Here is a 22,833-nt window from a genome sequence, read left to right on the forward strand (position 1 = left end):
ATATTAAATGCGTTTATCTGTTTATAATCTGCTATTAAGTGGCTTACTGGCAATATCAATTACAAACTCATTTGCCGCCGATGCTACAGTTCCTTCTGTGATAGCAAAAAATCTGCATAATAACTTACCTAACCTGACTATTGACAGGATAATCCCGACGCAAGTGCCCGGTATTTACGAAGTTGATTCTGGGCGTAAAGTTTTTTATGTTGATTCTACCGGAAATTATGCTTTTGTAGGTAATTTACTTGATTTAACCAGTAAAACAAATTATACCGAAGCTAGAACCGAAGCTTTGAATCGCATAGATTTCAATAAACTACCACTTAATATTGCCATGAAAAAAATAATTGGTAATGGTCGGGATAAGATCGCAATTTTCACTGATCCAGATTGTCCATTTTGTAAACGCCTTGAGGGTGAAACTATTCCCAAGTTAAAAAATGTGACAGTTTATTATTTTTTATACCCACTACCGATTCATCCTGATGCTGTAAATGATTCCAAACGAATTTTATGCTCCGAGAATCCTGAAAGTGCAATGTTTGGTACTATGGTTAAAGGAATCCCGCTTACTAAGTATAATACCTGTGAAAATGCGGGGAGACTTACTAAAATGCAGGATGCTGCCAATAATTTGGTACAGGTAACTGGCACCCCAACGATAGTCTTGCCAAATGGTAAGATTGTTTCTGGTCTAATCCCTGCGGACTACCTAACTAAGCTGATCGATGATAATAGTGTTGAGTCTGCAATCGCAGTAAAAAAATAATATTTTAAAGAATAATTCTCAAAAAAGAAGAGTATATAAATGAAAACGATTCTGGTAACTGGTGGTGCGGGTTATATTGGTTCCCATACAGTAGTGGAATTACTTAATTCTGGTTATGAAGTTGTAATTGTTGATAACCTTATTAATTCAAATATTAAAGTTTTAGATAGAATTCAGTCAATATGTCAGAAACGTCCAATTTTTTATAATTGTGACATTCTTGATAAAGTGTCTTTGGAACAAGTTTTTCAAAAACATGACTTTTCGGCAGTGATTCATTTTGCAGCATTGAAAGCGGTTGGTGAATCGGTTAGGGAGCCACAGCGTTACTATACGAATAACGTTAGCGGAAGTCTGATCCTTTTTGAGCTTATGGCTAAATATAGCGTTAAGAAAATTGTATTTAGTTCCTCAGCTACAGTATATGGTGATCCAATAAGTGTACCAATAACGGAAGAATTCCCGTTATCTGCGACTAATCCATATGGGCAGACTAAACTAATGATGGAGCAAATTTTACGTGATATCTATGCTGCCGATCGTGAATGGTCGATTGGAATACTCCGCTATTTTAATCCGGTTGGGGCACATTCGTCTGGTTTAATTGGTGAAGATCCAAATGGTATTCCGAATAATCTTATGCCATATATTAGTCAGGTTGCTGTTGGTAAGCTGGAATGTTTAAGTGTGTTTGGTAATGACTATCCAACCCATGATGGTACTGGTGTTCGTGATTATATTCATGTGGTTGATTTAGCACGTGGGCATCTTAAAGCACTTGAGTATCTTGAAGCAAATGGCGGTGAATTGATCGTTAATCTTGGTACTGGAACTGGTTATTCTGTCCTAGATGTAGTCAAAGCTTTTGAACTTGCTAGTGGTAAGGTAATCAATTACCAGATTAAACCGCGCCGTTCTGGTGATGTTGCCAAGTGTTTTGCTAATCCGGCAAAGGCTTTGGAATTATTGGGTTGGCAAACTACTTATGATTTAGAGCAAATGTGTCGCGATACGTGGAACTGGCAGCAAAAAAACCCTCAAGGTTATACCTAGGCTGCATCTTGTTTTCCATCTAAATTGAGTAAGAGTTATGATGAGCACGCTACACCCTTTACAGCAAATCAGTTTTAATACGGCGCATCAAGCGCATGTGATTGAAGCTAGTGCCGGTACTGGTAAAACTTGGACAATAGAACGTCTTTTTATCAAGGCATTGCTCGAAGGAACACAAGCTGATAATGCTAGATTGCCATTAGCCATTGAAAATATTTTAGTGGTAACTTTTACCAATGATGCGACTGATGAATTAAAAAGCCGGATTAGCGAGCAAATTCAAGTAACTATGACGCAAATGATTTATTTGCGCAATAATCCTGATATCTGTTCTGCTCTTAGCGATGATGCTTTTTCTGAATACCTTATGAGTAGGCTTCAGCAAAATGAATTTGATAAAGACATTACGATTCTTAATCGCGCAGTACAAAATTTTGATCAGGCTGCAATTTATACTATTCACGGGTTTTGTAATAAAATTTTGCATGACTATCAGTTTGACTGTGGTGTCAATGCTGATTTTGAGTTGGTTGCTAGTAAAACTGAGCTAATTAATACCCTTGTTGAAGATTTTATCCGAAAATCTATTATTACGGAGCTAAAGTTTGCTTCTCATGTTGATGCTATTATGGCAAATCTGGCGGCAATGTTTCTTGATAATCGTGGAGAAGATATAAGTCTGCCAGAGGCTATTGCTGCTAAGTTGCCTAAAGATCTTTTTATTGTAGCTAAAGATGGATACCGGATTAAATATAATTTGTCTGGAGTTGAGCCTAATTTTGCTATGTTAACTAATCGTGAATTAATAAAAAATTCAGATGAATTTAGGTTGGCAAAAGCTCAATTTTTATCAGCAGTCATTAACTATCTTGTAATTAGCTTTCCTGATTTGCCTGCTAATAATTTTCAGATTTCTTATGATGAATTAATCCAGCGAGTTACTGATGCCGTCAGAAATAATTCAAACCTTGCTGATAAGTTATATATCAGTTTTCCGCTGGCTTTTGTTGATGAGTTTCAGGATACTGATGCGTTGCAATGGCAGATATTTAGTAGTATCTACTATTTGGAAACCAATGTTCGAGGACATTTGGTAGTAGTTGGTGATCCCAAGCAGGCAATTTACCGTTTTCGTGGTGCAGATGTTGATACTTATCTAGATGCTAAGAAACAAATCGGTTCTTCCCTTATTTTAGAACATAACTTTCGTTCTCATCCGAATATAATGAATTTTGTCAATCAGCTATTTAGTCTTGATAATCAGCGAATTGATGATGTTAGTTTAAGTTTTTTAGGGGCGGGAATTGGATATCATCCAGTAATTGCTGCAGCAAATAATTCAGAGCTAGTTTTACCTACTGCTAGTGAGTTAAAAAGCTCTGTGGCAAAGCGAGGTGTTGACGCAAATTTCTATGATGCCGAAGTGCAACTGGTTGCTGTACGCGGAGTAACAAAAGATCTACGGCAGCAAAAATTATTAATCAGCATGACATTTGAAATTCTGGCATTGCTAAATGAAAATCCAGAGTTGTCTGGGAAAATAGCGATACTTGTTACTAAAAACCGTGAAGCGAGTGAGATAGTCTCGTTTTTGTCCCGTTATGGTATCAGAGCTAGTGAGCTAAAGCTTGGTAGTATCTATGCTTCAACTACTGCTCATGATCTATTATTATTATTTCGTTCTCTTCTTGATTTATCTGATCGGCGTAGTTTTATAAAAGCACTGAGTTCAGGATTATTTAATGTACCGTTACATTTGTTGCAATTAAATATGGAGGCTAATAATCAGACTCTAATGCTTTGGCAACAACGATTTTTTAGCTATAAACAAATCTGGGAAGCTCAGGGTATAATTTCCATGATTTATGCCTTTTTAAAAGATATCGAATTAGATAGCCAATCTGGTCTTGACAAAAAAATAAGTCGTAGAACTATTGCCAATTTATGGCAACTTGGAGAGTTGCTTAATCGCGAAGGTGAGTTACTAAAAAATAACTTTGAATTGGTGTTTTGGTTTGATAAACGGATAAAATCAGTTCGGCAAAATGTGATAACAGAGCTTGATGGTAGTAGTGAAGAGCTTATTCGCTTAGATAACGATGATGAGCAAATAATAATCACTACCCAGCACAAATCTAAAGGTTTGGAATATGAGGTACTGTTCTGTCCATATTTCAAGAGCGGAATTCAGTTAGATGGAACTTATGATTTTAATTATCGGCGTCCTTTTTTTAGCAGCTATCGTGATGGGGATAAGATTAATCCCATAATGGTGATGGATAGTGATGTTGGACACAAAATTGTAAGCAATGATAACAAAGAAGCACATCGCTTAAACTATGTAGCACTAACCAGAGCAAAAAGTCGGATCTATATTTATCTTAAACAGCCAACAATTACTAAATCTACTGGTAAATATAATTCTTTACAACGTCCGGATAAATTGGTCGAGTTATTTGGTTATATAGCTGAAGACCCGCTTGATACCAGTCATCCGTTATTTAATTACCCACATTTTTTTTGTGATAATCCATCTTTGGCAATAAAAAATAATGTAAACCTTCCGGGAGTTTCTGTTTATAATCGAGATGAGCTAAGTGAAAAAGAGTTAGATAAATTAAGACTTAATAATGCAGATAACAAAATTGATTTTCTTCCTTTAAGTTTATTTGCTGCAAATATAGATTTATCACCCAGATATTCCCGCCAAAGTTACACGGCACTAACTCGGCACGATAGTACAACTCAAATGGTTGCTGATTATTATGTTGCTGAACCGGGCGAATTAGCCAAGGAGATAACTTATCGCTATTCAGTATTAAATGATAAAGAGTTAAGTGGAGCTAGTTTTGGAGTATTATTTCATGAGTTATGTGAAAATTATCCTCTTAGTGATGCTAGTTTCTCAACTATTTTGCATGAGCATAATGTAGTAAATGAAATTTATCATAAAGAGCTAAAATCAATGCTTGAAGAGGTATTTAATTATCCACTAATGGATAGACTTACCCTCAATGCACTAAGAAATTCCTCACAGCATGAGCTAGAATTTAACCTTTTAATTACAAATCCGGTTAGCTTTAAAAATGATCTCGCTATTCTTATCGCAGATTATTTTGGTGCTAGCCATCCATTTACTGAGGCAGTAAAATCACTTGATAAAATTAATGCTGGATTTTTAAATGGATTTATTGATTTATTTTTCATGTATGATAATAAATATTGGGTGCTTGATTATAAAACTAATAAACTTACAGCTTATCCATCTGCCACAAATCATGAAGCATCTGAGAATGTGTTAATTGAGTCAATGGCAGATCACCATTATTATTTGCAGTATTTACTTTATCTGGTAGCTATCAAACGTTATTTGGAACAGTTTTTTGCAATTCCTGATGCTAGTGCGATGTTAGGTGGTGCGATTTATTTTTATGTTCGGGCAGTTTATCAAGAGAATCAGGAAACATATGCAGGTGTGTATATTGATGTTAATTGTCAGAATTTAATCCGCGATCTTGATGCTTTATTGAAAGGCAATCCAGATGGCTAACTTTAGTACTGAATTGATTAAACTTGCCGATACCATAATTGATGAAAAAGAAAAATCCATATTACTGGCTATAATTGATCTTTTACAATCGGACTTATTAAGTGGACATAGCTGTAGCAATCTGGCAGTAGTTTCGAATAAATTAAATCAGTCTTCGGATCAGATCAGGAAATTACTACTTGATTCTGGGCTTGCTGCCCCTATGAATCTTGATAATAAGACTGGCGGTTCTCCAGTTATTCCAGCAAAACCAATTGTTATTTTCCATAATTTAGTATATTTGAATCGCTATTTTTATTATGAATACAGGGTTGCTACAAAAATTAGTCAATTAGGGAAAGTATATCCAGATAGTGATAAAGCTCTTAGCATACTTGAGCAACTGGGAGCTATCCGAAATACTCATAAATTACCAAATCAAGCGCAGTTTGCTGCAATTCAAAATTGTATTTCGCGTCAATTAAGCATCATAACCGGTGGTCCTGGTACAGGTAAAACAACCACAGTTACTTTGTTATTATGGGCATTATCCAATCTTTATTATAATGATAAATTAAACGTTAAAATATGTGCTCCAACAGGAAAAGCGGCAAATCGGGTTAAAGAGTCGATCATGAATTCTCTGGAGTTTTTTAAACGCCATGAATTACCACTAGAATGCGATTTATTTACAATGTTATTTGCCAATAGTAGCAGCTTTACAACCATTCATAAATTACTAGGGTATCGTCAGAATAGCATATATTTTCGCCATAATGAAACAAACAGTCTTGATGTTGATATTCTGATAGTCGACGAATCATCTATGATCGGTCTTTCTTTATTTAGTAAATTACTTTCTGCGATAGATCCCTTAAAAACCAGGCATATAATATTTTTAGGTGATAGAAATCAGTTATCTTCTGTTGAGGAGGGCTATGTATTTGCCTCTCTTGTGAAATCTGAATCCCTCTGTCATTATGAAAGTCCTAAAGCCAAAGCTCAATTACTACAGCCGGAACTATTTCAAATAGATGATATAGCAAGTGGGAAAAATCAGCAGTTGGTAAGTGAATTGCTAGTGAGTAATCGGAGTAATGGCGAAATCAGTAAATTATCTTTAGCTATACTTTGTGGGAATCTTGATTTAGTCTACGATTTATTAGCCGAGGGTAGTCAGACTAGTCTTCGGCCATTAAATATGAGCGAATTAATGTCTGAATTATTTAAAACTGGTGATTGTTGGGATAGATATGGTAATTTTCTACAAGAAAATGCTGCAACTAAGATTGATATATCTGAAGTGTTTTTGGCATTTAACCAGCAAGTAGTTTTATCCGCAACTAATAATGGTTTCTTTGGAGTTAATAATTTAAATCTTTTGATTGAAAAACGCATTAAGCATAAACTATCTATTAATGAAGAGTGGTACACTGGGCGACCTATAATGATATTAAGTAATGATTATGCGTTGGGTCTTTTTAATGGTGATATTGGTATTTGCCAGATTTGTGATAGTCAGAAAATCGTTGTTTTTCCTGATGGACGTAGCTTCATTCCGGAGATCTTACCTAGATATCAGCTGGCATATGCAATTACAATACATAAATCACAGGGTTCAGAGTATAATAATGTAAATATTGTTTTACCCGATATTAAGCAGCTAGAAGAAATATATAGCCGAGAGTTAATTTATACTGCCGTAACTAGGGCAAAGCACAGAGTGACAATTTTTAGTTCTAAGACTAACCTTGATAGAAGTATATTAAACCAACTTGAGCGGAATACTGGCTTGCAGCTTATGCTACAATCACAAATCTAGTTATATAAATTTACTTTGAAATCAAAAGCCAAAGGTAATAAGAAAATTCGAGCGTAAGTACTGCGGATATTTTATGGTTTTAGCGTAATAATTTAATTGTTTACTTTATGACATTAAAGAAAAATCATGTTGCGAAAAATTTTAAAATGGCGAAATAATTTATGGTTACATATGTCTGTAATTATTATCGTATATGTTTTAATTCAGGTTTTTGACAAGTATTTAAAGGTTGACTATGCCCTTGAATTAGGGTTGATTATATATCTATTATTTGTATTGTTAAGTTTTTTTGTTAATTTTACTAAATATTATCAACGCCGTGATGAGCGTAAAAATCAGAAGAGGTAACATCAATGGACAAAGATTATGTAAGTTATGGTCGAGTTGCTAAATTTTTACACTGGACAATGGCAATACTTATACTGTTAAACTACTTTCTTGGGCTTACTTTAGATAAGACTAGTCTGTATAATTTTCATAAACAAACAGGGCTTACAATCTTGGCTTTAGCAATTATCCGGATTGTCTGGCGGATTTTGGATCAGTATCCTGCTCCAGTTAAATCGCTAACTATGCTTGAAAGATCTGGAGCCAAGCTAGGGCATCTGGCATTATATTTATTTATGCTGCTAGTCCCTGTATCTGGGATTTTAATGGTTAATTCGTACGGCTACTCTTTGGAGTTTTGGGGTTTATTTACTATTCCTGAGATTATTCAAATGCAAAGTAGCCAGAATAGCCACATACTTGCTGAGATGCATGAGATCTTAGCGAATACCATGATTGCAATAGTTGCGGTACATGTGCTCGCAGCATTAAAACATCATTTGGTCGATAAAAATGAAGTTTTAATGCGCATGATTCCTTTTGGTCGCAAGCATAAGCAATAGAGAGGTTTTATTGCCAACTGCGATTCTTTACCAGTTTTGCAAAATTAAAGCAAATTATTAGCATAACTATTCCACAAATTAGATTTACTATTGCGAAACTGGCAACGCTATAATTGAAGTGATCGCAGATTTTATTCACGATTTCAATGCTCGCTGCCATACTGGCAGACTGGACGATATTTAGTGTTGCAGCACTCATGCTATTAGATACTCCAGTTGAAGTAATCGCAATCCGAAATATCGAGCCATTATATAAACCAATTCCGAAAGAAGCTAGGAACATTCCCATGATAAAAATCCAGGTATGCATATGGAAAATGGCAGCAATTAATAGTCCAATAAAAGATAAAACTGTTCCACGCGTAATAAGCTTATAAAAGCTGAAGCGACCAGCAAGAAACTGAATGCTAATACTACTTAAAATAAACCCACCAAAAACTAGTGATTGATAAATTATATAATCGCTATAGCTTTTCCCTAGTGTTTTTAGTACCAGAACTGGAGCTAGTCCAATCCAGGCAATCATTGGCAGACAGATTACTGCGATAATTATCGCTCCTTGTAATAGAAATCTGGTAGTAATGATTGTACGATACGTTACAAGAATTTCTTTAAACGGCATTATTTCACTACTTGGTTTACTATTTGGCATATTTCTGGCAAGTCCAATTAATGAAACAATCGCTAGAATTGCGGTTACTATAAATACATAACGCCAATTAGCAGCTATGATAATTGCACTACCTATAACAGGTCCAATTAATGGCGCAAATATACTAATGTTTGATACTAATGAGCATAATTTAACAGCCATTTTATCATCAAACAATTCATGAATTGTAGCATAGCCAATAAAGATAAAACATAATCCCAAACCTTGAATGTAGCGTGCGGTAAGGAATTGCCCTATATTGGTTGCAAAGGGAATGATCCCACTTGCTACCAGAAACAGTAAGTTCCCAAATAATAGGATGTTTCGTTTGCCAAAGCGATCACAAAGCGGTCCGAGAAATATCTGTAGTGTACTTCCACCAATGATATAGAGCGACAAGGACTTGGCAATATTATCTGTTGAACTATGAAATTCATTCACAACGCTAATCATACCGGGCATAATCATGTCGTTTGCAATATATACATTAAATTCATAAATTATGAAAAATACCGCAAAAAGCAAAATACTCTTTTTGTTATCCATTTATATTCCATTTCAATTATAAGGGGATCTAACATAACTACTGTTATTTGATAAGTTCATTTATTTATTGGATAAGAACTTATATTAGGTGAACAAGTGAATTAAATACTATTTATATAGAATCGTATAGTTTGTAGCTTGGAATTATTTGAAGAAACTATCATAGAGTTATCCGGTGGATAGTTTTATTGTAATGCATCTAATTACTAACTGTAAGCCGTGTCGCTTGCACCTACTATGTATTTTGCCTAATAATATACATAGTAATTATGTTTTGAAGAGGTAATTATAGCATAAATACCTATAATAACCAAGAATACGCCAGAGTAAAAAAATACCCACCATTTATTTTGGTGGGCATATTTGATATATTAAGCTAATTTAGCTTTCAGATTTTGATCCAATGCATCAAGGAAATCTTCAGTGTTTAGATACTGATCCGAAGTTACTTTATTTCCATGAATACAGACTGCCAAATCCTTAGTCATTTTGCCAGATTCAACAGTTTCAATACATACTTGTTCAAGTTTGTTACTGAAATCAATCAACGCCTGATTGTTATCTAGTTTGCCACGATGAGCCAGTCCACGAGTCCAAGCAAAAATTGAGGCGATTGGATTGGTTGAGGTTTTTTTACCCTGCTGGTGATCGCGATAATGACGAGTTACTGTACCATGTGCTGCTTCAGCTTCAAGCGTTTTACCATCTGGAGTTACCAGTACAGATGTCATTAGACCTAGAGAACCAAAACCTTGGGCAACTGTATCTGATTGTACATCACCATCATAGTTTTTACATGCCCAAACGATATTACCATTCCATTTAAGAACTGAAGCAACCATATCGTCAATTAGGCGATGTTCATAGGTAATACCTGCTGCATCAAACTGAGTTTTAAATTCTGAATCATAAGTTTCTTGGAAGATGTCTTTAAAACGACCATCGTATTTTTTTAAAATGGTATTTTTAGTTGAAAGATATAGTGGCCACTTTTTGGTTAAAGCCATATTAAAGCACGAACGCGCAAAGCCACGAATTGACTCATCGGTGTTATACATTGCAAGAGCAACACCATCGCCATCGAAGTTATATACTTCATGTGATTCTGGTTCACCATTTTCCGGTGTGTAAGTGATTGTAAGTTTACCCTTACCTTTAGTCACAAAGTCAGTTGCTTTATATTGATCGCCGTGAGCATGGCGCCCAATTACGATAGGCGCAGTCCAATTTGGTACTAGACGAGGCACATTTTTACAGATGATAGGTTCACGAAATACTGTTCCATCAAGGATATTGCGGATGGTTCCGTTTGGCGATTTCCACATTTTTTTTAGGTTAAATTCTTTTACTCGTGCTTCATCAGGTGTAATGGTTGCACACTTGATTCCAACATTGTACTGTTTGATTGCATTAGCTGCATCAATAGTAATTTGGTCATTAGTTGCATCACGTGATTCCATGCCTAGATCATAGTATTTGATTTCTACATCAACATAAGGAAGGATTAGTTTTTCTTTAATGAATTTCCAGATGATTCGCGTCATCTCGTCTCCGTCAAGTTCCACCACCGGATTATTTACTTTTATTTTTTGCATGAATCTGGTCCTTTATAAAAAATAAGTCAAAAACTATAGCATATTATAGCACAGAATAGGTGCTTACAGCTCTTTATTGCCAGTTGCGGCTTTCGTTGGCTTTGGCAAATTTCCTGGTTACCAAAGTTGCAATAATTGCAAAAATGGTACAGGCAAATGTGAAGCTAAATCCTGAATAGTTGAATTTATTACAAAAAAAGTCACTTAGCTCAATTCCCAGTGCAAAAGCCAGAGTCTGGATAAAGGTCATTAGTGACGCGGTCATACTTTGCGATAGATTTTTATTACTCATTATAATACGGATAATACTTCCGTTGCTAAGTCCAAGTCCAAAGCTGTATATAAATATTCCAATTGCAATGATATTAATTGATTGTGAACCAATGAGGCTCAGGATTATTCCGCCAAGCGAAATATAACAGCCTCGTCTTATGAGCTGGTGAAGCTCCCATTTCCCAGCAAGAAATTGAATTACAAGACTTGATACTGAAAGTCCGCCAATCGCAATCATCTGATAGATAATAAATTTACTGTAGCTTAACTTTAGATTATAGAGTATCAAATTGGGGGCTATTCCAATCCAGATTAATAATGGCATAGCCGCAAAAAGTATTGAGCATACTCCCTGCATAAAATTTGCTGAGTAAGCAATTTCTCTGTAATGAATAAGAATTTTTCTAAAATTCATTTGGTCATTGTTTGTATTACTTTCTGGAGCATAGCGATATAGCCCAATTAGACTTATACTACCGAGAATTAAGGATAATACAAAAACATAATGCCAGTTACTAACACTGACGATGACGCCTCCAATTAATGGACCAATTAGTGGTGCAAGGATGCTTACATTTCCCATAATGGCAATAATTCTGACAGCATTTTTGTCATTGAACTTTTCATGTATCAGTGCGTAACCCATTGCAATAAATGCCATACCGCTTCCCTGTAGCCAACGTCCAAGCATAAATTGTTCAATTGATGTGCTAGTGGCAATAATGAGCGTGAAAATCAGGAAAGAAAAATTACCATAAAGAATAGCTTTTCTTTTGCCATATTTTTCGGCTAGTGGTCCAAGCCAGAGCTGGATGGCGCATTCTCCGAGCATGTAGAGGCTAAGCGATAGGGCAACATAACTGATTGGTGCGTTAAATTGTTTGACTACTTCAATCATTCCAGGCATGATCATGTCGTTGGCTGAATAGGCAGTAAACTCATAGATTACAAGAAAGAAGGCAAACAGGTACAGATTACGCATGTGGGAAATCATGAAGAATAATTATTAAGAGGAAGATATTATAGCTTATATAGCGGTTTAATGAATTTATGCAGTGATTTTTATTCTTGAGGCTTACTTTTACAGTGGGGTGGTTGCTAATATAATTCCGGTTTTTTATTATGTGGGGCTATCTTTTGCTATAATCACAACTAGCAAAAATTTTGAAAAAATTGTATGGTTGATAAATATTTAAAATCTAACTGGTTTATGTTTGTCCTGCTAATTTTTATTGTTAGCCGGATCATTATGTACTATCAGTTTAACTTGGCGAACGACATTATCTTGCATAATAAGGGTAGCTTTGCTTCTGCAATGTGCAAGTATGACTGTAAGTGGTATCTGACAATCATTAATGAGGGTTATGATCATGTAACTCGGACACATCCTAAAGTCTGGAAAGGGCTTGCTAACTGGGCTTTTTTTCCGCTTTATCCAAATCTAGTGCAGCTTGTTAGCTGGGTAACTAGTTTAGATGCTGTGATTGCAGGGATCTTGTTAAACCAGCTTTTTATTTTTATTGCCGTAGTGTTTTTTTATAAATTGCTCCGTTTATCATTTAATGATCTAAATAGCCGTTTTGGCGTTGTTTTACTTACTTTTTCTCCATTTAGTGTTTACTTTGCATCGTTATACACTGAAGGCTTATTTATCCTCCTCTCGATCTTGGGATTTTATTATCTAAAAACTAGCCGTCCATTTACTGCAAGTGTTGTTGGTGGACTTCTCTCTGCTACCAGACCTGTTGGTGTAATGTTGGCTGTACCTATTATATTTCGCATGTGGCGCGACAAAAGACCATTGAAGCAGATTATTATATTTTCAATAGTTGCTGTTGCTGGGCTACTCTTATACATGATATTTCTTCAGCTGAGAGCTGGGGATTTTCTGGCTTTTCAGCACATTCAGAAAGCTTGGGGCAGGAAAGGCTGGGATAGTGCACATTTATTTGGTCAGTTATGGATAATGTTAAGTGATTATCATAACTCTGTTATCTTTTTGACCTCATTTGCATTATCAGTCTATATGCTTGTGAAAAAATATTACGAAGAAGCATTTTTTAATTTAGCATGCATCATGCCGGGTTTCATGACTGGGACTATGATGTCTGAAGGGCGTTTTTGTGGAACACTCTTTACTTTTTATTTTGGGTTTACTTTAGTAGCAGAAAAGTCTTGGACGGTGAAAATAGTAATTCTTTTGCTATCCATGGTGTTATACATGTCTTATCTGGTATATTGGGTCAATCACGCAAACTTCCTTATCTAGATGGAGAACCGAAATAACGCGTTTGGGGCAGCCTTAGTTTATCAATCGTGGCAGTTAGTTTTTGGCTACCTATTTAGCTATCCACAAGCAACATTTTTTAGTATCTTACGGCGATTCAGCTAAAACCAGCAAAGGTCAACAATATGTTTGTAAAGATCAGCTTTCTGTGACTAAACTTGAAGCAGGGCATAGCTATAATGTGATGGTTAATCCAAACGGAGCATGTGCACTTCAGAAGGTAAATTAAGTTGTAGTTAATATTGCTTGATTTTAAGGGGCACCAATTTATCTATTGGTGCCAAATTTTTGCAGGTACTAGCAGAAGTAGTTCTTCTAGCGATATTTTTCTTTAGCTCCATATTATATTCATATTATTTCCAATAAATTGTGTAAGCTTAATTTATATATTGCTATATGTTTCTTGCGATTGACAATCAACAAAAGTGATGATTGTTACTTTTAGGTGATAGTCTTAAAATACCGTTATCAAAGATAATCTATTTAAGGAAACCATCATGACAAACTATCTTAATAATCCAGCTTCACTTTTTTCTGTATCAGGTAAAGTTGCTGTAATTACTGGGGCAACTGGAGCCTTTGGTTCAATGGCAGCTGAATTGATGTCAGCATCTGGTGCTAAAGTTATTTTGGCAGCAGGAAACAAGGTTGAATTGGAAAATGTAGCAAAACGCTGTCAAGCATATGGCAATGGTGTTGAAACAGTTGCCTTACGTCCTGATCGGGAAGAAAGTTGTGATGCAATAATTAATGCGGCTGTAGACAAGTACGGTAGGGTAGATATTTTAATAGTTGGATCTGGGAAGAATGATAAAGCAAAGATTGGTGAAATGTCTACAGAGCGTTTTTTGGATGTGATGGATGCGAATGTTACCCAAGCATGGTTAATTGCAAAATCTGCTGCGAGACAAATGGAACAGCAGGGGGAGGGTGGTAGAATTATTTTTATGTCTTCCATCCGTGGCATACTTGGTGCCGGGCATGGCTATACTGCGTATTGTGCATCTAAATCTGCAATTGATGGGATTACCCGTGCATTAGGTTGTGAGCTTGGAGCTTCTGGCATAACTGTTAATGCGATTGCACCAATGGTATTTCGTTCCAAACTCACCGCATGGATGTTTGAAGATACTGACTTTGCCAAAGAAGTACGGAATGGTACTTTGATGCGAATGCCAAAGGGTAGGTTGTCTGAGCCGGAAGATCTGGCTGGACCACTACTATTTCTTGCTTCCAAAGCATCTGATTTTTATACTGGACACGTTTTATATGTGGACGGTGGCTATACTGCTAACTAGGAGAATATCATGAATTTTAGACAAAATAATTTGTTAATAATGTTAAGCCCGATGATGTTGGCAATAATGGTTGCTTCACTTGATATGGCGGTAATGCCAACGATTTTGCCTGTGATGGTTGGGAGCTTAGGTGATTCGCAAAATTCAGCTTGGGTGATGACTGCATATATGTTTGCGGCTACAATTACCGCACCAGTTTATGGGCGTTTATCTGATACCATCAGCATTCAGAGGTTACTTCAATTTGCATTGTTAGTATTTGCACTGGGAGCAACGCTTTGTGCTTCTGCTGGGACTATTAACTTTCTCATTTTAGCGCGTTTTATTGAGGGAATTGGTAGTGGTGGATTAATGGTGCTTGGCTTTATTCTAGTTGGTAAAACAGTAACAGAAAAGCAGCAAGGTATTTGTCAAGGTATCCTTGGTGGAGTAACTGCCTTTGCTGCATTATCAGGGCCATTATTGGGTGGTATAATCTCCGAGTATCTTGGATGGCAGCTAATCTTTTTGCTTTATATCCCTTTATCTTTGGGGGCGGTGGTTTTATCTCATTATTATCTGCCAAAAATAAAGTATCAAAATGCGGCAAAAACTGGTTTTGATTATGGTGGGTTTATTTTGCTAACACTGCTGATTGCGGATTTACTTTATGCTATAAATCAGCTTTCAGCCGGAGTCACTCTTTTTGATGGTAAAAATCTGATTTCTATCATCAGTCTCATTCTGCTATTTGTTGTTTTCATAGTTCAGGAGTTAAGAGCAAAATCACCATTAATTCCAGTAAGATTATTTAACAATAAAACACTAGTGTCAATTCTTGCGGTGGTATTTCTTTCTGCGCTAAGTTCAGCCGCAGCAACTTTCTTCTTACCACAATATTTCCAATATGTAATCGGGGTAAGCTCGGGTATGTCTGGAATCCTTATTGAGCCAGTGCAAATTGGCATGATAATTGGACCCGTTATAGCTGGTTGGTTAACTGTTAGACATATGAGTTATCAGCAGGGGATTATTATCAGTATCATGCTCTTGATTGTAGCGTATTTATCAATTTCATTACCTGAAAATGCGTTAACGGTACATTTAATTGCGTTACCATCACTTATCTTACTTGGCTTAGGCTTAGGGGCAATAATGCCATTATTAACACTGAGTGTCCAAAGAAGTGTTGAGCCATCCTTAATTGGTACTGCTACATCTTTACTTGGGTTATTCCGCTCTTTGGGAAGTCTCTTTGGCTTAACTCTTTTTAAATTAATTTATTCAAACTCGCTATTACATGAGTTACATCAAATTAATCTAGGTAAAGCCTTAGTCAAAAATGCACTGACAAATGGGATTGCTGCTTTTGGGAAAAATGTACATTTACAATATATGACCTTTTTTGATAATGCGTTCAGTCAAGTTTTTTACTTTGCGACAGGGTTGGCAGTCATTTCTTTGCTGTTTGTGTGTAAGTTTGAAATGAAAAAATCAATGGTAGTTGGTATAAATAAAAAAAACTAAATTCAGGAGAAATTAAAATGATGTATATAATTTACTGTATTGATAAACCGGAACATAATGAAATTCGTTTACAACACCGAGAAAAACATCGTGAATGGTTAAATAGCCATGTTGAAAAGATTATCGGTAGTGGACCGTTACTTAACGGTGAAGGAACAGCTGTTTTTGGCAGCATGATTATTATTGAAGCTGGCTCTAGGCAACTAGCAGAAGAGTTTGCGGCTGCCGATCCATATAGCAAAGCTGGGTTATTTAAGAATGTAACGATTACCCGCTGGCAAAAAGTATTACCGATTTAAAATTTGGTACTTTGAGCGGATTTAAATATGAAAAACAGTTATGCAAAATTGCAATTTTTGCTGTAAAAGCTTGTAAATTAAAGAAAGTTATCCACCGGAATAAAGTCAAGAAAAAAATTAAATTATTTTTTCACTTGACTTTATTTAATATACTGTATTTATTTTATATTTTGTAAATAAGTCTATGCTAATATATGCGCTAAAATCCCGTGTTTCAATGGATTTAGACTATTTATAAAAAAGTTATCCACAGATATATCCACAGCTTTTGTGGGTAAGTGAAAAATCTCTAATAATAGCGTTACTTAGCTATTTTTTTAGCTGATGAAAAATAGCCTAATATTAAGAGACTCCTTTTAGTTTGTTTTTGCTTTCATCATAAATATAAATTACCATCATTTATACAGTAATCGCGATTGTTATTACGATTATGTTGTGAGCTATGATAACTTTATCTCTACTGCCGGATATTCTTCACAATAACTCTCACCATTTACGCCATAGTAGATAACTTTTCTAGCCAAGAAATCAACGTCATAGCTAATGACGCCAGCATTCCACGCTGCTTGTAAAAACTCAGGGAAGGTTGTTTGACCTTGCTGATCTTGTCTGATTGCTGTAATCAATGCCTCCTCATCAAATGCCGGAATTTGATGAGTGCCATTGACAAGTGGCGCTCCTTGTTGGACAACACTTCCTTCTTCCAGTTCATATATTGACTGACAAGAAGGCAAATGCCAACGATTAGTTTTTATGCCCACTTGGCGAAGTGCTTCCGCAAGTACTGGAAAACCTCCTATAGCCGGGCGGATTGACATGGCATGTTTTTGTGCTTCAATAAGTTTATCGGTTAGTTTAGTCATGATTATTCCTTTATTCAATTGGATTGGTTTTTAGTTTATGAGTTTCAATAAGCTTGATCAGTATTTCCATTAAATTTTCCTGTTCAACTGCACTTAATACTGAGAAGAAATGATGATCGTTTTCATCAGCAATTGTGGCAAGTTTTGGAATAAGTTCTTTTGCTATTGGTAATAGCTTTATTTGCTGAAAACGGCGATCAGCTTTAGCTTCACTCCGGCTGACTAACTTTTTACGTACCAGTCGGTCTATCAATTTAGAAACTGCACCGCGAGTTAGTCCGGTAAATTCAGCAATCATGCCCGGCGAAGTGCTTTCGTTATTTGTATACATTTCTCGAAGAATCACCCATTCGGCTACCGTTACTTCATGTTTTGCAAGCTTTTGGGCAAAGGAATGTGAAACTGCATTAGAAATGCATCTTAGCTGATAGCCAATATGTGATTTGAGTTCGCTTGGTTGTTTGGCTGTTGTCATTTCTACCTCCCCTTAGCTAAGAATTATAGTTTACTAGTAAACTATTGTCAAGTAAATTATACTTTAGAGATAAAAGAATTGTGATATTATTAGGTTGAAATATTATGGTAAAATAGAAATAATTTTTAGTTTGTTATTCTATGTAGAACCGTTTTGCAATAAATATTTATCCAGGTGATCGCTATGTCAGAACTAAGAAATAATGAAGTTTCAAAAATAATTACAGTACTTAAAAATAATGATAATCTAACTCTTAATATTAATGGAAAATGGGGTAGCGGTAAAACCTATGTATCTGATCTTGTAATGAGTAAATTAAATGGGTTACAGAGGATGGGGTTTTTAGCCTTAAAAGTTAATATTTCCGATTATGATTACTGTGCGGATCCATTGGTGCCTTTTATAATTACTATCCTTGACTATGTAAATAATAGTGAATGTGAGTCCAATGGTGCTAGTGGGAATAATGCAAAGATTTTCTCTGCTGTAGCAATGCTACTTAATGTACTATCTTGGACGTCTTTACTTATTGATCAGTCAGGTTTCCTAAAGCGAATTCTATCAACAGTAGAAGACTTTGTAATTGATGAAAAGACTGAGTCAAAGCATGGTAATGATGGTAATGAGGATTTAATCAGTGCGCAATTATCTAATGTTCGAGTATATCAACAAGCTTTACAGGAACTGGAAAAAATAATTAATGCTCTAGCTGATAGATATGACAAAAAGAAATTAATTATTTTTATTGATGATTTTGATCGGGCAAATCCCAAGTTTTCATATAGAGTGATGAACATAGTTCACCAGTTAAAATTTATTACAAACCTGCAGTTTTGCACGATTATGAATCGGCATCAATTTGAATCTCAGCTACAACACATTTATGGCAAGAATAGTGGTAATGATGAATATTATTTAACAAAATATATTGATCTTGAAATTAATATTAAAACTCCAGTGAAAGATAATCCACGTGAGTTTTTACAGGAATTAGAGTTTGACAATGATGCTGAGAGTTTTTTATTTCTATCAGAATGGTTATCTTTCCTGACAGTAAGAAATGTGCAAAAATTTGCTAAATTTTATTTAACAAGGCTAAATCAAATTTTTAAAGGACATGACTTTAAGATATTATTAGCACAGAATCACAATGCTGCATATTATCTTTTACTGTTAAATATTGTGATTGTAAGATATGATTTAGAGTTAAGATCTCTTTATTATGATTTATTAACTATATCTGAGATTGAAGTAATTAAAGAAAAATTACAGCACTTTAAAGGAGATATATCAAATCCATTAAACTATGATAATTATAAAGGGGCGAAAGAAATTTTTTCAGGTCTTATTGATATTGTAGGCGAAGTTTTTAATTTTATTATACGTAAAATAGATAAGAAAACTATAGAAAATATCGGAATTGAGCAGTTTCTTAATAAACTATATGAAGAGTACTTTAATCCTAGTTAGTATCAACCTAAATATGGAGGCTTGACACCATTTTATTCGTACAAAAATTGTAGAGGAACAATATATTTTACGTACTTTGGATAAATTATTAGATTTTTGTTTCGATGATGAGATATTATTGCTGTATAAAAAATTATGTCGCTATTATTATCCGCTTAACCGAGATGCTATAGTTGATTACATACGATACTATTTTGAAATGTATGAGCCAGAAAAGCTTAGCCAACATTTGAATCAAACAAATTAATGGGTTAGTCAGTCATGGCACTAACGCCCAAACCTTCAGGCAATATTAAAATTCGTAAGGTTAATTTAAGGCAGGCAAAAAAGAAGGCCCGAACATAATATCCGGACCAATTGGGGAAGAAAATGTGGGACTTCTTATCAGAAGTTTCCCAGTAAGCGAGATTATAGATGTTTGGCGGATAAATGAAAATAGATGATTTTGAATATCAGTTATCCATTTATGGATAACTTGAGTATTTGGTGTTTTTATTTATATATGTCAGTATATTATGTGTGGTTATGTACTGATCGTGTAGAGTGGGGTTATTTTTCGAGGGTATTTATCAGTTCAATAATCTGTTCTTTTTGGTTACCTAATTCTTCGATTTTGCTGCTAAACATGTTTATAATCAGCTTTAGTTCAGCCAAAAGTTCTTTCTTATCTGGAGTAAACTGGCTTTGACAAACTAGATGAATCACTGTTCCATGACGGTTACAAAATGCTTCAAACCATTCATAGCCAAATCTTACCAGTCGGTCTTTATGGGCAAGGAATAGCATCCGAATTTTTCCCTGTTCGATCTGTTCCATTAGCAGATTAAAGTTCTCTCTTTGATAATTAAGGCTGCTATTATGATCGATATACCATTCATCAATTGCCATATGCATTTTTTGTGCAAATTCGGTGATATGCTGCTTTTGCAGTTCAATGTCATTGTAATCAAGAGCACATGAACTTCTGCAATAGGCGACAGTTTTTGCCGATACCGAAGCATGAACGCCAATATATTCAAGATATTGTTGGTAAGTATAATAACGGCGGTTTGTTGTCGAGCGTTTGGCAGGCAGTTTTCCTTCGCGATCCCATCTTTGCAGCGTTAGTACTGATTTACCTATCATCTGCGCAAATTGTTTGGGTTTGATGATTTCATTTTCCATTTTAGTTTCCTTAAATGTATTCAATATGAATATATTTTATCACTCTTTGGTGCAATAGTTTGAAAACTTGTGTTTAGTCTATTTTATTTGAAATTTGGCTATGTTAGAATCACTTAATCAAAAATTTTTTAAGGAAAATAGTATGAAATCAGTTGTAGTTTTATTTCATAGTGGTTATGGACATACAGCTAAGCAGGCGCAGGCAGTATTTGAAGGTGCTGGTTCTGTAGCTGGAGTAACAGCAAAATTAATTAGTGTTACAGATGTTGAGGCACATTGGGATGATTTGAATGCCGCAGATGCGATAATCTTTGGTGCGCCGACTTATATGGGTAGTGTTTCTGCCGAATTTAAAAAATTTATGGAAGCAAGTTCTAAAGTATGGATTAGTCGTGGTTGGCAAAATAAACTTGCTGCCGGATTTACCAATTCAGCAAGCCTTAACGGGGATAAGTTTAATTCAATGATGCAGTTAATAACTTTTGCCGGACAACATGGTATGCTATGGGTGCCACTTGATTTACTGCCAGCAAATTCATCCAAATCTGAACGCAATGATCTAAATCGTATGGGTGGTTTTCTTGGTGCTTATGCGCAGTCTGATTCTGACTTAGGTGCTGATGTTGTTCCGCCAAAAGGTGATCTGGATACTGCCAAGCATCTTGGTAAGCACGTTGCAGAATTAGCATTAAAATTTAATTAATCTTCTAGCTATGTCAAAATTAATGCCAGTATTATTCATTGGGCATGGTTCACCAATTAATGCTTTGGAAAATAACCAGTTTACCAGTAAATGGAGGGAAGTTGCCAGTAGCTTTGATGCTCCAAAAGCAATTCTGGCAATTTCTGCTCACTGGTATATTGATGAGCTGGCATTAAGCAGTGGTAAGCAAAATCAAACTATTCATGATTTTTATGGGTTTCCTGAGTCGCTACATAAATTTAATTATTCGGCTGTGGGAAATCCTGAACTTGCTAGCCATATCAAAGAAATATTGGCGGGAACAGCTGAGTTACCAGAAGTGTTTCTTAATCATGAATGGGGGCTTGATCATGGTGTCTGGAGTATTCTCTGCCATATGTATCCAGAAGCAAATATTCCGGTTATTCAGTTGAGCATCATGCGTGATAAAACTGCAAGCTGGCATTATGAGCTTGCTCGCAAACTTTGCAAATTACGCGAAGAGGGAGTTTTGATTTTAGCTAGTGGTAATATTGTCCATAATTTAAGATTGCTTGATTGGCATAATGTGAGAAATACTTATCCGTGGGCTAAAAAATTTGATGAATCCATCAGTGATATGCTGATTAAAAATAATCATGCTGCAATTATAAATTACGACAAATTAACTGATGCCAGACTTGCTGTGCCTTCGGAAGATCATTTTATACCGCTTTTATATGCGATCGGAGCTGCAAATGAATCAGATGAGGTTACGCTATTTAATCAAGCGATAATTTATGGTTCGCTTTCGATGACTTCAGTAATTTTTACATCATAAGAGAGAGATAGAGATGAAAACAGAGATTATTCGTGCTAATTCTAGAGGTCACCTGAATTTTGGTTGGCTTGATACTTATCATACATTTAGTTTTGGTGAGTATTTTGATCGTAACCGTATGAATTTTGGTGCGCTACGGGTAATAAATGATGATTATATAAAACCAGATAGCATGTTTCCAACCCATCCACATAATAATATGGAAATTATTACAATAGTACATAACGGGACTATTGAGCATCAGGATAGTATGGGGAACTGGGAAAAAATCACTGCTGGCGAAATTCAGGTAATGAGTGCTGGCTCAGGGATTACACATAGTGAACGTAATCCGTCGATGACTGAAGATTTGAATCTTTTTCAAATCTGGATATTCCCGAAATACAAAGATATCAAACCGGGTTATGATCAAAAATCATTTACCGAACGTCTGCAACAGAAAAATATCTGGCATACACTAGTTACTCCCGATGGTAATGGTGAGAGTCTTAAAATCAATCAAGATGCATATATTTCATTAGCTGAATTTGATCAGGATGCTGAAGTTGTATATTCAATCAAAAAAGCCGGTAATGGCGTATTTTTAATGTTAATTAATGGCGAAATTCAACTAGATAATAGTAAGTTAGTAACCCGTGATGCGATTGCGATTAGTGAAGTTAGTGAGGTTTCTTTTAAGGCGCTTAAAAATACGTGCTTGATTGCAATTGAGGTTCCCATGGTTTTTGCTTATTAATAAATCGAACCTACTATTTTGCTGCCTCTTGTATCAACTCCGGGAAAACTACTCCCGGAGTTTTTTTATGGCTAAATTCTATCTACTCTCAGAGTTGATTT

General features: G+C 35.4%; 21 protein-coding genes. 15 read left to right on the forward strand and 6 right to left on the reverse strand.

Annotated elements, in window-relative coordinates; translation table 11 throughout:
* Positions 1 to 7: 7 nt before the first annotated feature.
* The 6 genes from CUN60_RS02385 (at position 8) to CUN60_RS02410 (ending at position 8,066) form a co-directional block, all read left to right on the forward strand.
* Entirely contained in the window at positions 8 to 772 is a 765-nt protein-coding gene (locus CUN60_RS02385) for a DsbC family protein (RefSeq protein ID WP_102950497.1), read from the forward strand.
* Between the two features lie 39 nt (positions 773 to 811).
* Positions 812 to 1,825, forward strand: coding sequence for a UDP-glucose 4-epimerase GalE (gene galE, locus CUN60_RS02390; RefSeq protein WP_102950498.1), 1,014 nt, complete (start codon positions 812 to 814; stop codon positions 1,823 to 1,825).
* A 37-nt stretch (positions 1,826 to 1,862) separates the two neighbouring features.
* Positions 1,863 to 5,375 (forward strand): UvrD-helicase domain-containing protein, encoded by a 3,513-nt coding sequence (locus CUN60_RS02395; protein ID WP_102950499.1) that lies wholly within the window; start codon positions 1,863 to 1,865, stop codon positions 5,373 to 5,375.
* Positions 5,368 to 7,176: an exodeoxyribonuclease V subunit alpha gene (recD, locus tag CUN60_RS02400; protein WP_102950500.1), complete on the forward strand. Its 1,809-nt coding sequence runs from the start codon at positions 5,368 to 5,370 to the stop codon at positions 7,174 to 7,176. The genes CUN60_RS02395 and recD overlap by 8 nt, the downstream gene beginning before the upstream one ends.
* A 126-nt stretch (positions 7,177 to 7,302) precedes the next feature.
* Positions 7,303 to 7,524, forward strand: a complete 222-nt coding sequence (locus tag CUN60_RS02405) for a hypothetical protein (protein ID WP_102950501.1) — start codon at positions 7,303 to 7,305, stop codon at positions 7,522 to 7,524.
* A gap of 5 nt (positions 7,525 to 7,529) precedes the next feature.
* Positions 7,530 to 8,066, forward strand: coding sequence for a cytochrome b (locus CUN60_RS02410; protein ID WP_102950502.1), 537 nt, complete (start codon positions 7,530 to 7,532; stop codon positions 8,064 to 8,066).
* A 7-nt stretch (positions 8,067 to 8,073) separates the two neighbouring features.
* On the opposite strand, the gene CUN60_RS02415 is transcribed toward CUN60_RS02410, so the two are convergent.
* The 3 genes from CUN60_RS02415 to CUN60_RS02425 all read right to left on the reverse strand — a co-directional run bounded on the left by CUN60_RS02415 (position 8,074) and on the right by CUN60_RS02425 (position 12,114).
* Positions 8,074 to 9,264, reverse strand: coding sequence for an MFS transporter (locus CUN60_RS02415; protein WP_102950503.1), 1,191 nt, complete (start codon positions 9,262 to 9,264; stop codon positions 8,074 to 8,076).
* 371 nt (positions 9,265 to 9,635) lie between these two features.
* Positions 9,636 to 10,859, reverse strand: a complete 1,224-nt coding sequence (locus CUN60_RS02420) for an NADP-dependent isocitrate dehydrogenase (RefSeq protein ID WP_102950504.1) — start codon at positions 10,857 to 10,859, stop codon at positions 9,636 to 9,638.
* A gap of 73 nt (positions 10,860 to 10,932) precedes the next feature.
* The gene (locus CUN60_RS02425; RefSeq protein WP_158649258.1) at positions 10,933 to 12,114 is read right to left on the reverse strand and encodes an MFS transporter; all 1,182 of its coding nucleotides are present in this window, start codon (positions 12,112 to 12,114) and stop codon (positions 10,933 to 10,935) included.
* A 195-nt stretch (positions 12,115 to 12,309) separates the two neighbouring features.
* Between CUN60_RS02425 and CUN60_RS02430 the strand changes: the two genes are divergently transcribed.
* From CUN60_RS02430 to CUN60_RS02450, 5 genes are all read left to right on the forward strand, one after another.
* A complete protein-coding gene (locus CUN60_RS02430; RefSeq protein WP_102950506.1) occupies positions 12,310 to 13,401 on the forward strand; it encodes a mannosyltransferase family protein in 1,092 nt (363 codons plus the stop codon).
* A 61-nt stretch (positions 13,402 to 13,462) separates the two neighbouring features.
* Entirely contained in the window at positions 13,463 to 13,648 is a 186-nt protein-coding gene (locus CUN60_RS02435; RefSeq protein ID WP_102950507.1) for a hypothetical protein, read from the forward strand.
* 268 nt (positions 13,649 to 13,916) lie between these two features.
* Positions 13,917 to 14,717 carry an SDR family NAD(P)-dependent oxidoreductase gene (locus CUN60_RS02440; protein ID WP_102950508.1) on the forward strand — a complete coding sequence of 267 codons (801 nt, stop codon included), beginning with the start codon at positions 13,917 to 13,919 and terminating at the stop codon, positions 14,715 to 14,717.
* A gap of 9 nt (positions 14,718 to 14,726) precedes the next feature.
* The gene (locus CUN60_RS02445; RefSeq protein ID WP_102950509.1) at positions 14,727 to 16,223 is read left to right on the forward strand and encodes an MFS transporter; all 1,497 of its coding nucleotides are present in this window, start codon (positions 14,727 to 14,729) and stop codon (positions 16,221 to 16,223) included.
* A 17-nt stretch (positions 16,224 to 16,240) separates the two neighbouring features.
* Positions 16,241 to 16,522 carry a YciI family protein gene (locus CUN60_RS02450; protein WP_102950510.1) on the forward strand — a complete coding sequence of 94 codons (282 nt, stop codon included), beginning with the start codon at positions 16,241 to 16,243 and terminating at the stop codon, positions 16,520 to 16,522.
* A 440-nt stretch (positions 16,523 to 16,962) separates the two neighbouring features.
* Here the strand turns inward: CUN60_RS02450 and CUN60_RS02455 are convergent, their stop codons facing one another.
* A complete protein-coding gene (locus CUN60_RS02455; protein ID WP_102950511.1) occupies positions 16,963 to 17,385 on the reverse strand; it encodes a DUF1398 domain-containing protein in 423 nt (140 codons plus the stop codon).
* Between the two features lie 10 nt (positions 17,386 to 17,395).
* On the reverse strand, positions 17,396 to 17,860 hold the full coding sequence (locus tag CUN60_RS02460; RefSeq protein ID WP_102950512.1) for a MarR family winged helix-turn-helix transcriptional regulator: 465 nt from the start codon (positions 17,858 to 17,860) through the stop codon (positions 17,396 to 17,398).
* A gap of 183 nt (positions 17,861 to 18,043) precedes the next feature.
* On the opposite strand from CUN60_RS02460, the gene CUN60_RS02465 reads away from it, so the two are divergent.
* A complete protein-coding gene (locus CUN60_RS02465; RefSeq protein ID WP_102950513.1) occupies positions 18,044 to 19,330 on the forward strand; it encodes a P-loop NTPase fold protein in 1,287 nt (428 codons plus the stop codon).
* 549 nt (positions 19,331 to 19,879) lie between these two features.
* Here the strand turns inward: CUN60_RS02465 and CUN60_RS02470 are convergent.
* Positions 19,880 to 20,494, reverse strand: a complete 615-nt coding sequence (locus CUN60_RS02470; protein WP_102950514.1) for an IS607 family transposase — start codon at positions 20,492 to 20,494, stop codon at positions 19,880 to 19,882.
* Between the two features lie 142 nt (positions 20,495 to 20,636).
* Between CUN60_RS02470 and CUN60_RS02475 the strand changes: the two genes are divergently transcribed.
* The 3 genes from CUN60_RS02475 to CUN60_RS02485 are packed head-to-tail and all read left to right on the forward strand — an operon-like array spanning position 20,637 to position 22,732.
* Positions 20,637 to 21,197, forward strand: a complete 561-nt coding sequence (locus CUN60_RS02475; RefSeq protein WP_102950515.1) for a flavodoxin family protein — start codon at positions 20,637 to 20,639, stop codon at positions 21,195 to 21,197.
* A 10-nt stretch (positions 21,198 to 21,207) separates the two neighbouring features.
* Positions 21,208 to 21,996 carry a 4,5-DOPA-extradiol-dioxygenase gene (gene ygiD, locus CUN60_RS02480; RefSeq protein WP_102950516.1) on the forward strand — a complete coding sequence of 263 codons (789 nt, stop codon included), beginning with the start codon at positions 21,208 to 21,210 and terminating at the stop codon, positions 21,994 to 21,996.
* 13 nt (positions 21,997 to 22,009) lie between these two features.
* Positions 22,010 to 22,732 (forward strand): pirin family protein, encoded by a 723-nt coding sequence (locus CUN60_RS02485; RefSeq protein ID WP_102950517.1) that lies wholly within the window; start codon positions 22,010 to 22,012, stop codon positions 22,730 to 22,732.
* Positions 22,733 to 22,833: the final 101 nt, after the last annotated feature.

Origin of the sequence: Aquella oligotrophica, assembly GCF_002892535.1 — a bacterium.
Taxonomy (GTDB): Bacteria; Pseudomonadota; Gammaproteobacteria; order Burkholderiales; family UBA11063; genus Aquella; species Aquella oligotrophica.

Bases quoted from the DNA above. Each gene is read 5' to 3' on its own strand.
- CUN60_RS02385 (WP_102950497.1), top strand. From the start codon at position 8: ATGCGTTTATCTGTTTATAATCTGCTATTAAGTGGCTTACTGGCAATA.
- galE (WP_102950498.1), top strand. From the start codon at position 812: ATGAAAACGATTCTGGTAACTGGTGGTGCGGGTTATATTGGTTCCCAT.
- CUN60_RS02395 (WP_102950499.1), top strand. From the start codon at position 1,863: ATGATGAGCACGCTACACCCTTTACAGCAAATCAGTTTTAATACGGCG.
- recD (WP_102950500.1), top strand. From the start codon at position 5,368: ATGGCTAACTTTAGTACTGAATTGATTAAACTTGCCGATACCATAATT.
- CUN60_RS02405 (WP_102950501.1), top strand. From the start codon at position 7,303: ATGTTGCGAAAAATTTTAAAATGGCGAAATAATTTATGGTTACATATG.
- CUN60_RS02410 (WP_102950502.1), top strand. From the start codon at position 7,530: ATGGACAAAGATTATGTAAGTTATGGTCGAGTTGCTAAATTTTTACAC.
- CUN60_RS02415 (WP_102950503.1), bottom strand. From the start codon at position 9,264: ATGGATAACAAAAAGAGTATTTTGCTTTTTGCGGTATTTTTCATAATT.
- CUN60_RS02420 (WP_102950504.1), bottom strand. From the start codon at position 10,859: ATGCAAAAAATAAAAGTAAATAATCCGGTGGTGGAACTTGACGGAGAC.
- CUN60_RS02425 (WP_158649258.1), bottom strand. From the start codon at position 12,114: ATGCGTAATCTGTACCTGTTTGCCTTCTTTCTTGTAATCTATGAGTTT.
- CUN60_RS02430 (WP_102950506.1), top strand. From the start codon at position 12,310: ATGGTTGATAAATATTTAAAATCTAACTGGTTTATGTTTGTCCTGCTA.
- CUN60_RS02440 (WP_102950508.1), top strand. From the start codon at position 13,917: ATGACAAACTATCTTAATAATCCAGCTTCACTTTTTTCTGTATCAGGT.
- CUN60_RS02445 (WP_102950509.1), top strand. From the start codon at position 14,727: ATGAATTTTAGACAAAATAATTTGTTAATAATGTTAAGCCCGATGATG.
- CUN60_RS02450 (WP_102950510.1), top strand. From the start codon at position 16,241: ATGATGTATATAATTTACTGTATTGATAAACCGGAACATAATGAAATT.
- CUN60_RS02455 (WP_102950511.1), bottom strand. From the start codon at position 17,385: ATGACTAAACTAACCGATAAACTTATTGAAGCACAAAAACATGCCATG.
- CUN60_RS02460 (WP_102950512.1), bottom strand. From the start codon at position 17,860: ATGACAACAGCCAAACAACCAAGCGAACTCAAATCACATATTGGCTAT.
- CUN60_RS02465 (WP_102950513.1), top strand. From the start codon at position 18,044: ATGTCAGAACTAAGAAATAATGAAGTTTCAAAAATAATTACAGTACTT.
- CUN60_RS02470 (WP_102950514.1), bottom strand. From the start codon at position 20,494: ATGGAAAATGAAATCATCAAACCCAAACAATTTGCGCAGATGATAGGT.
- CUN60_RS02475 (WP_102950515.1), top strand. From the start codon at position 20,637: ATGAAATCAGTTGTAGTTTTATTTCATAGTGGTTATGGACATACAGCT.
- ygiD (WP_102950516.1), top strand. From the start codon at position 21,208: ATGTCAAAATTAATGCCAGTATTATTCATTGGGCATGGTTCACCAATT.
- CUN60_RS02485 (WP_102950517.1), top strand. From the start codon at position 22,010: ATGAAAACAGAGATTATTCGTGCTAATTCTAGAGGTCACCTGAATTTT.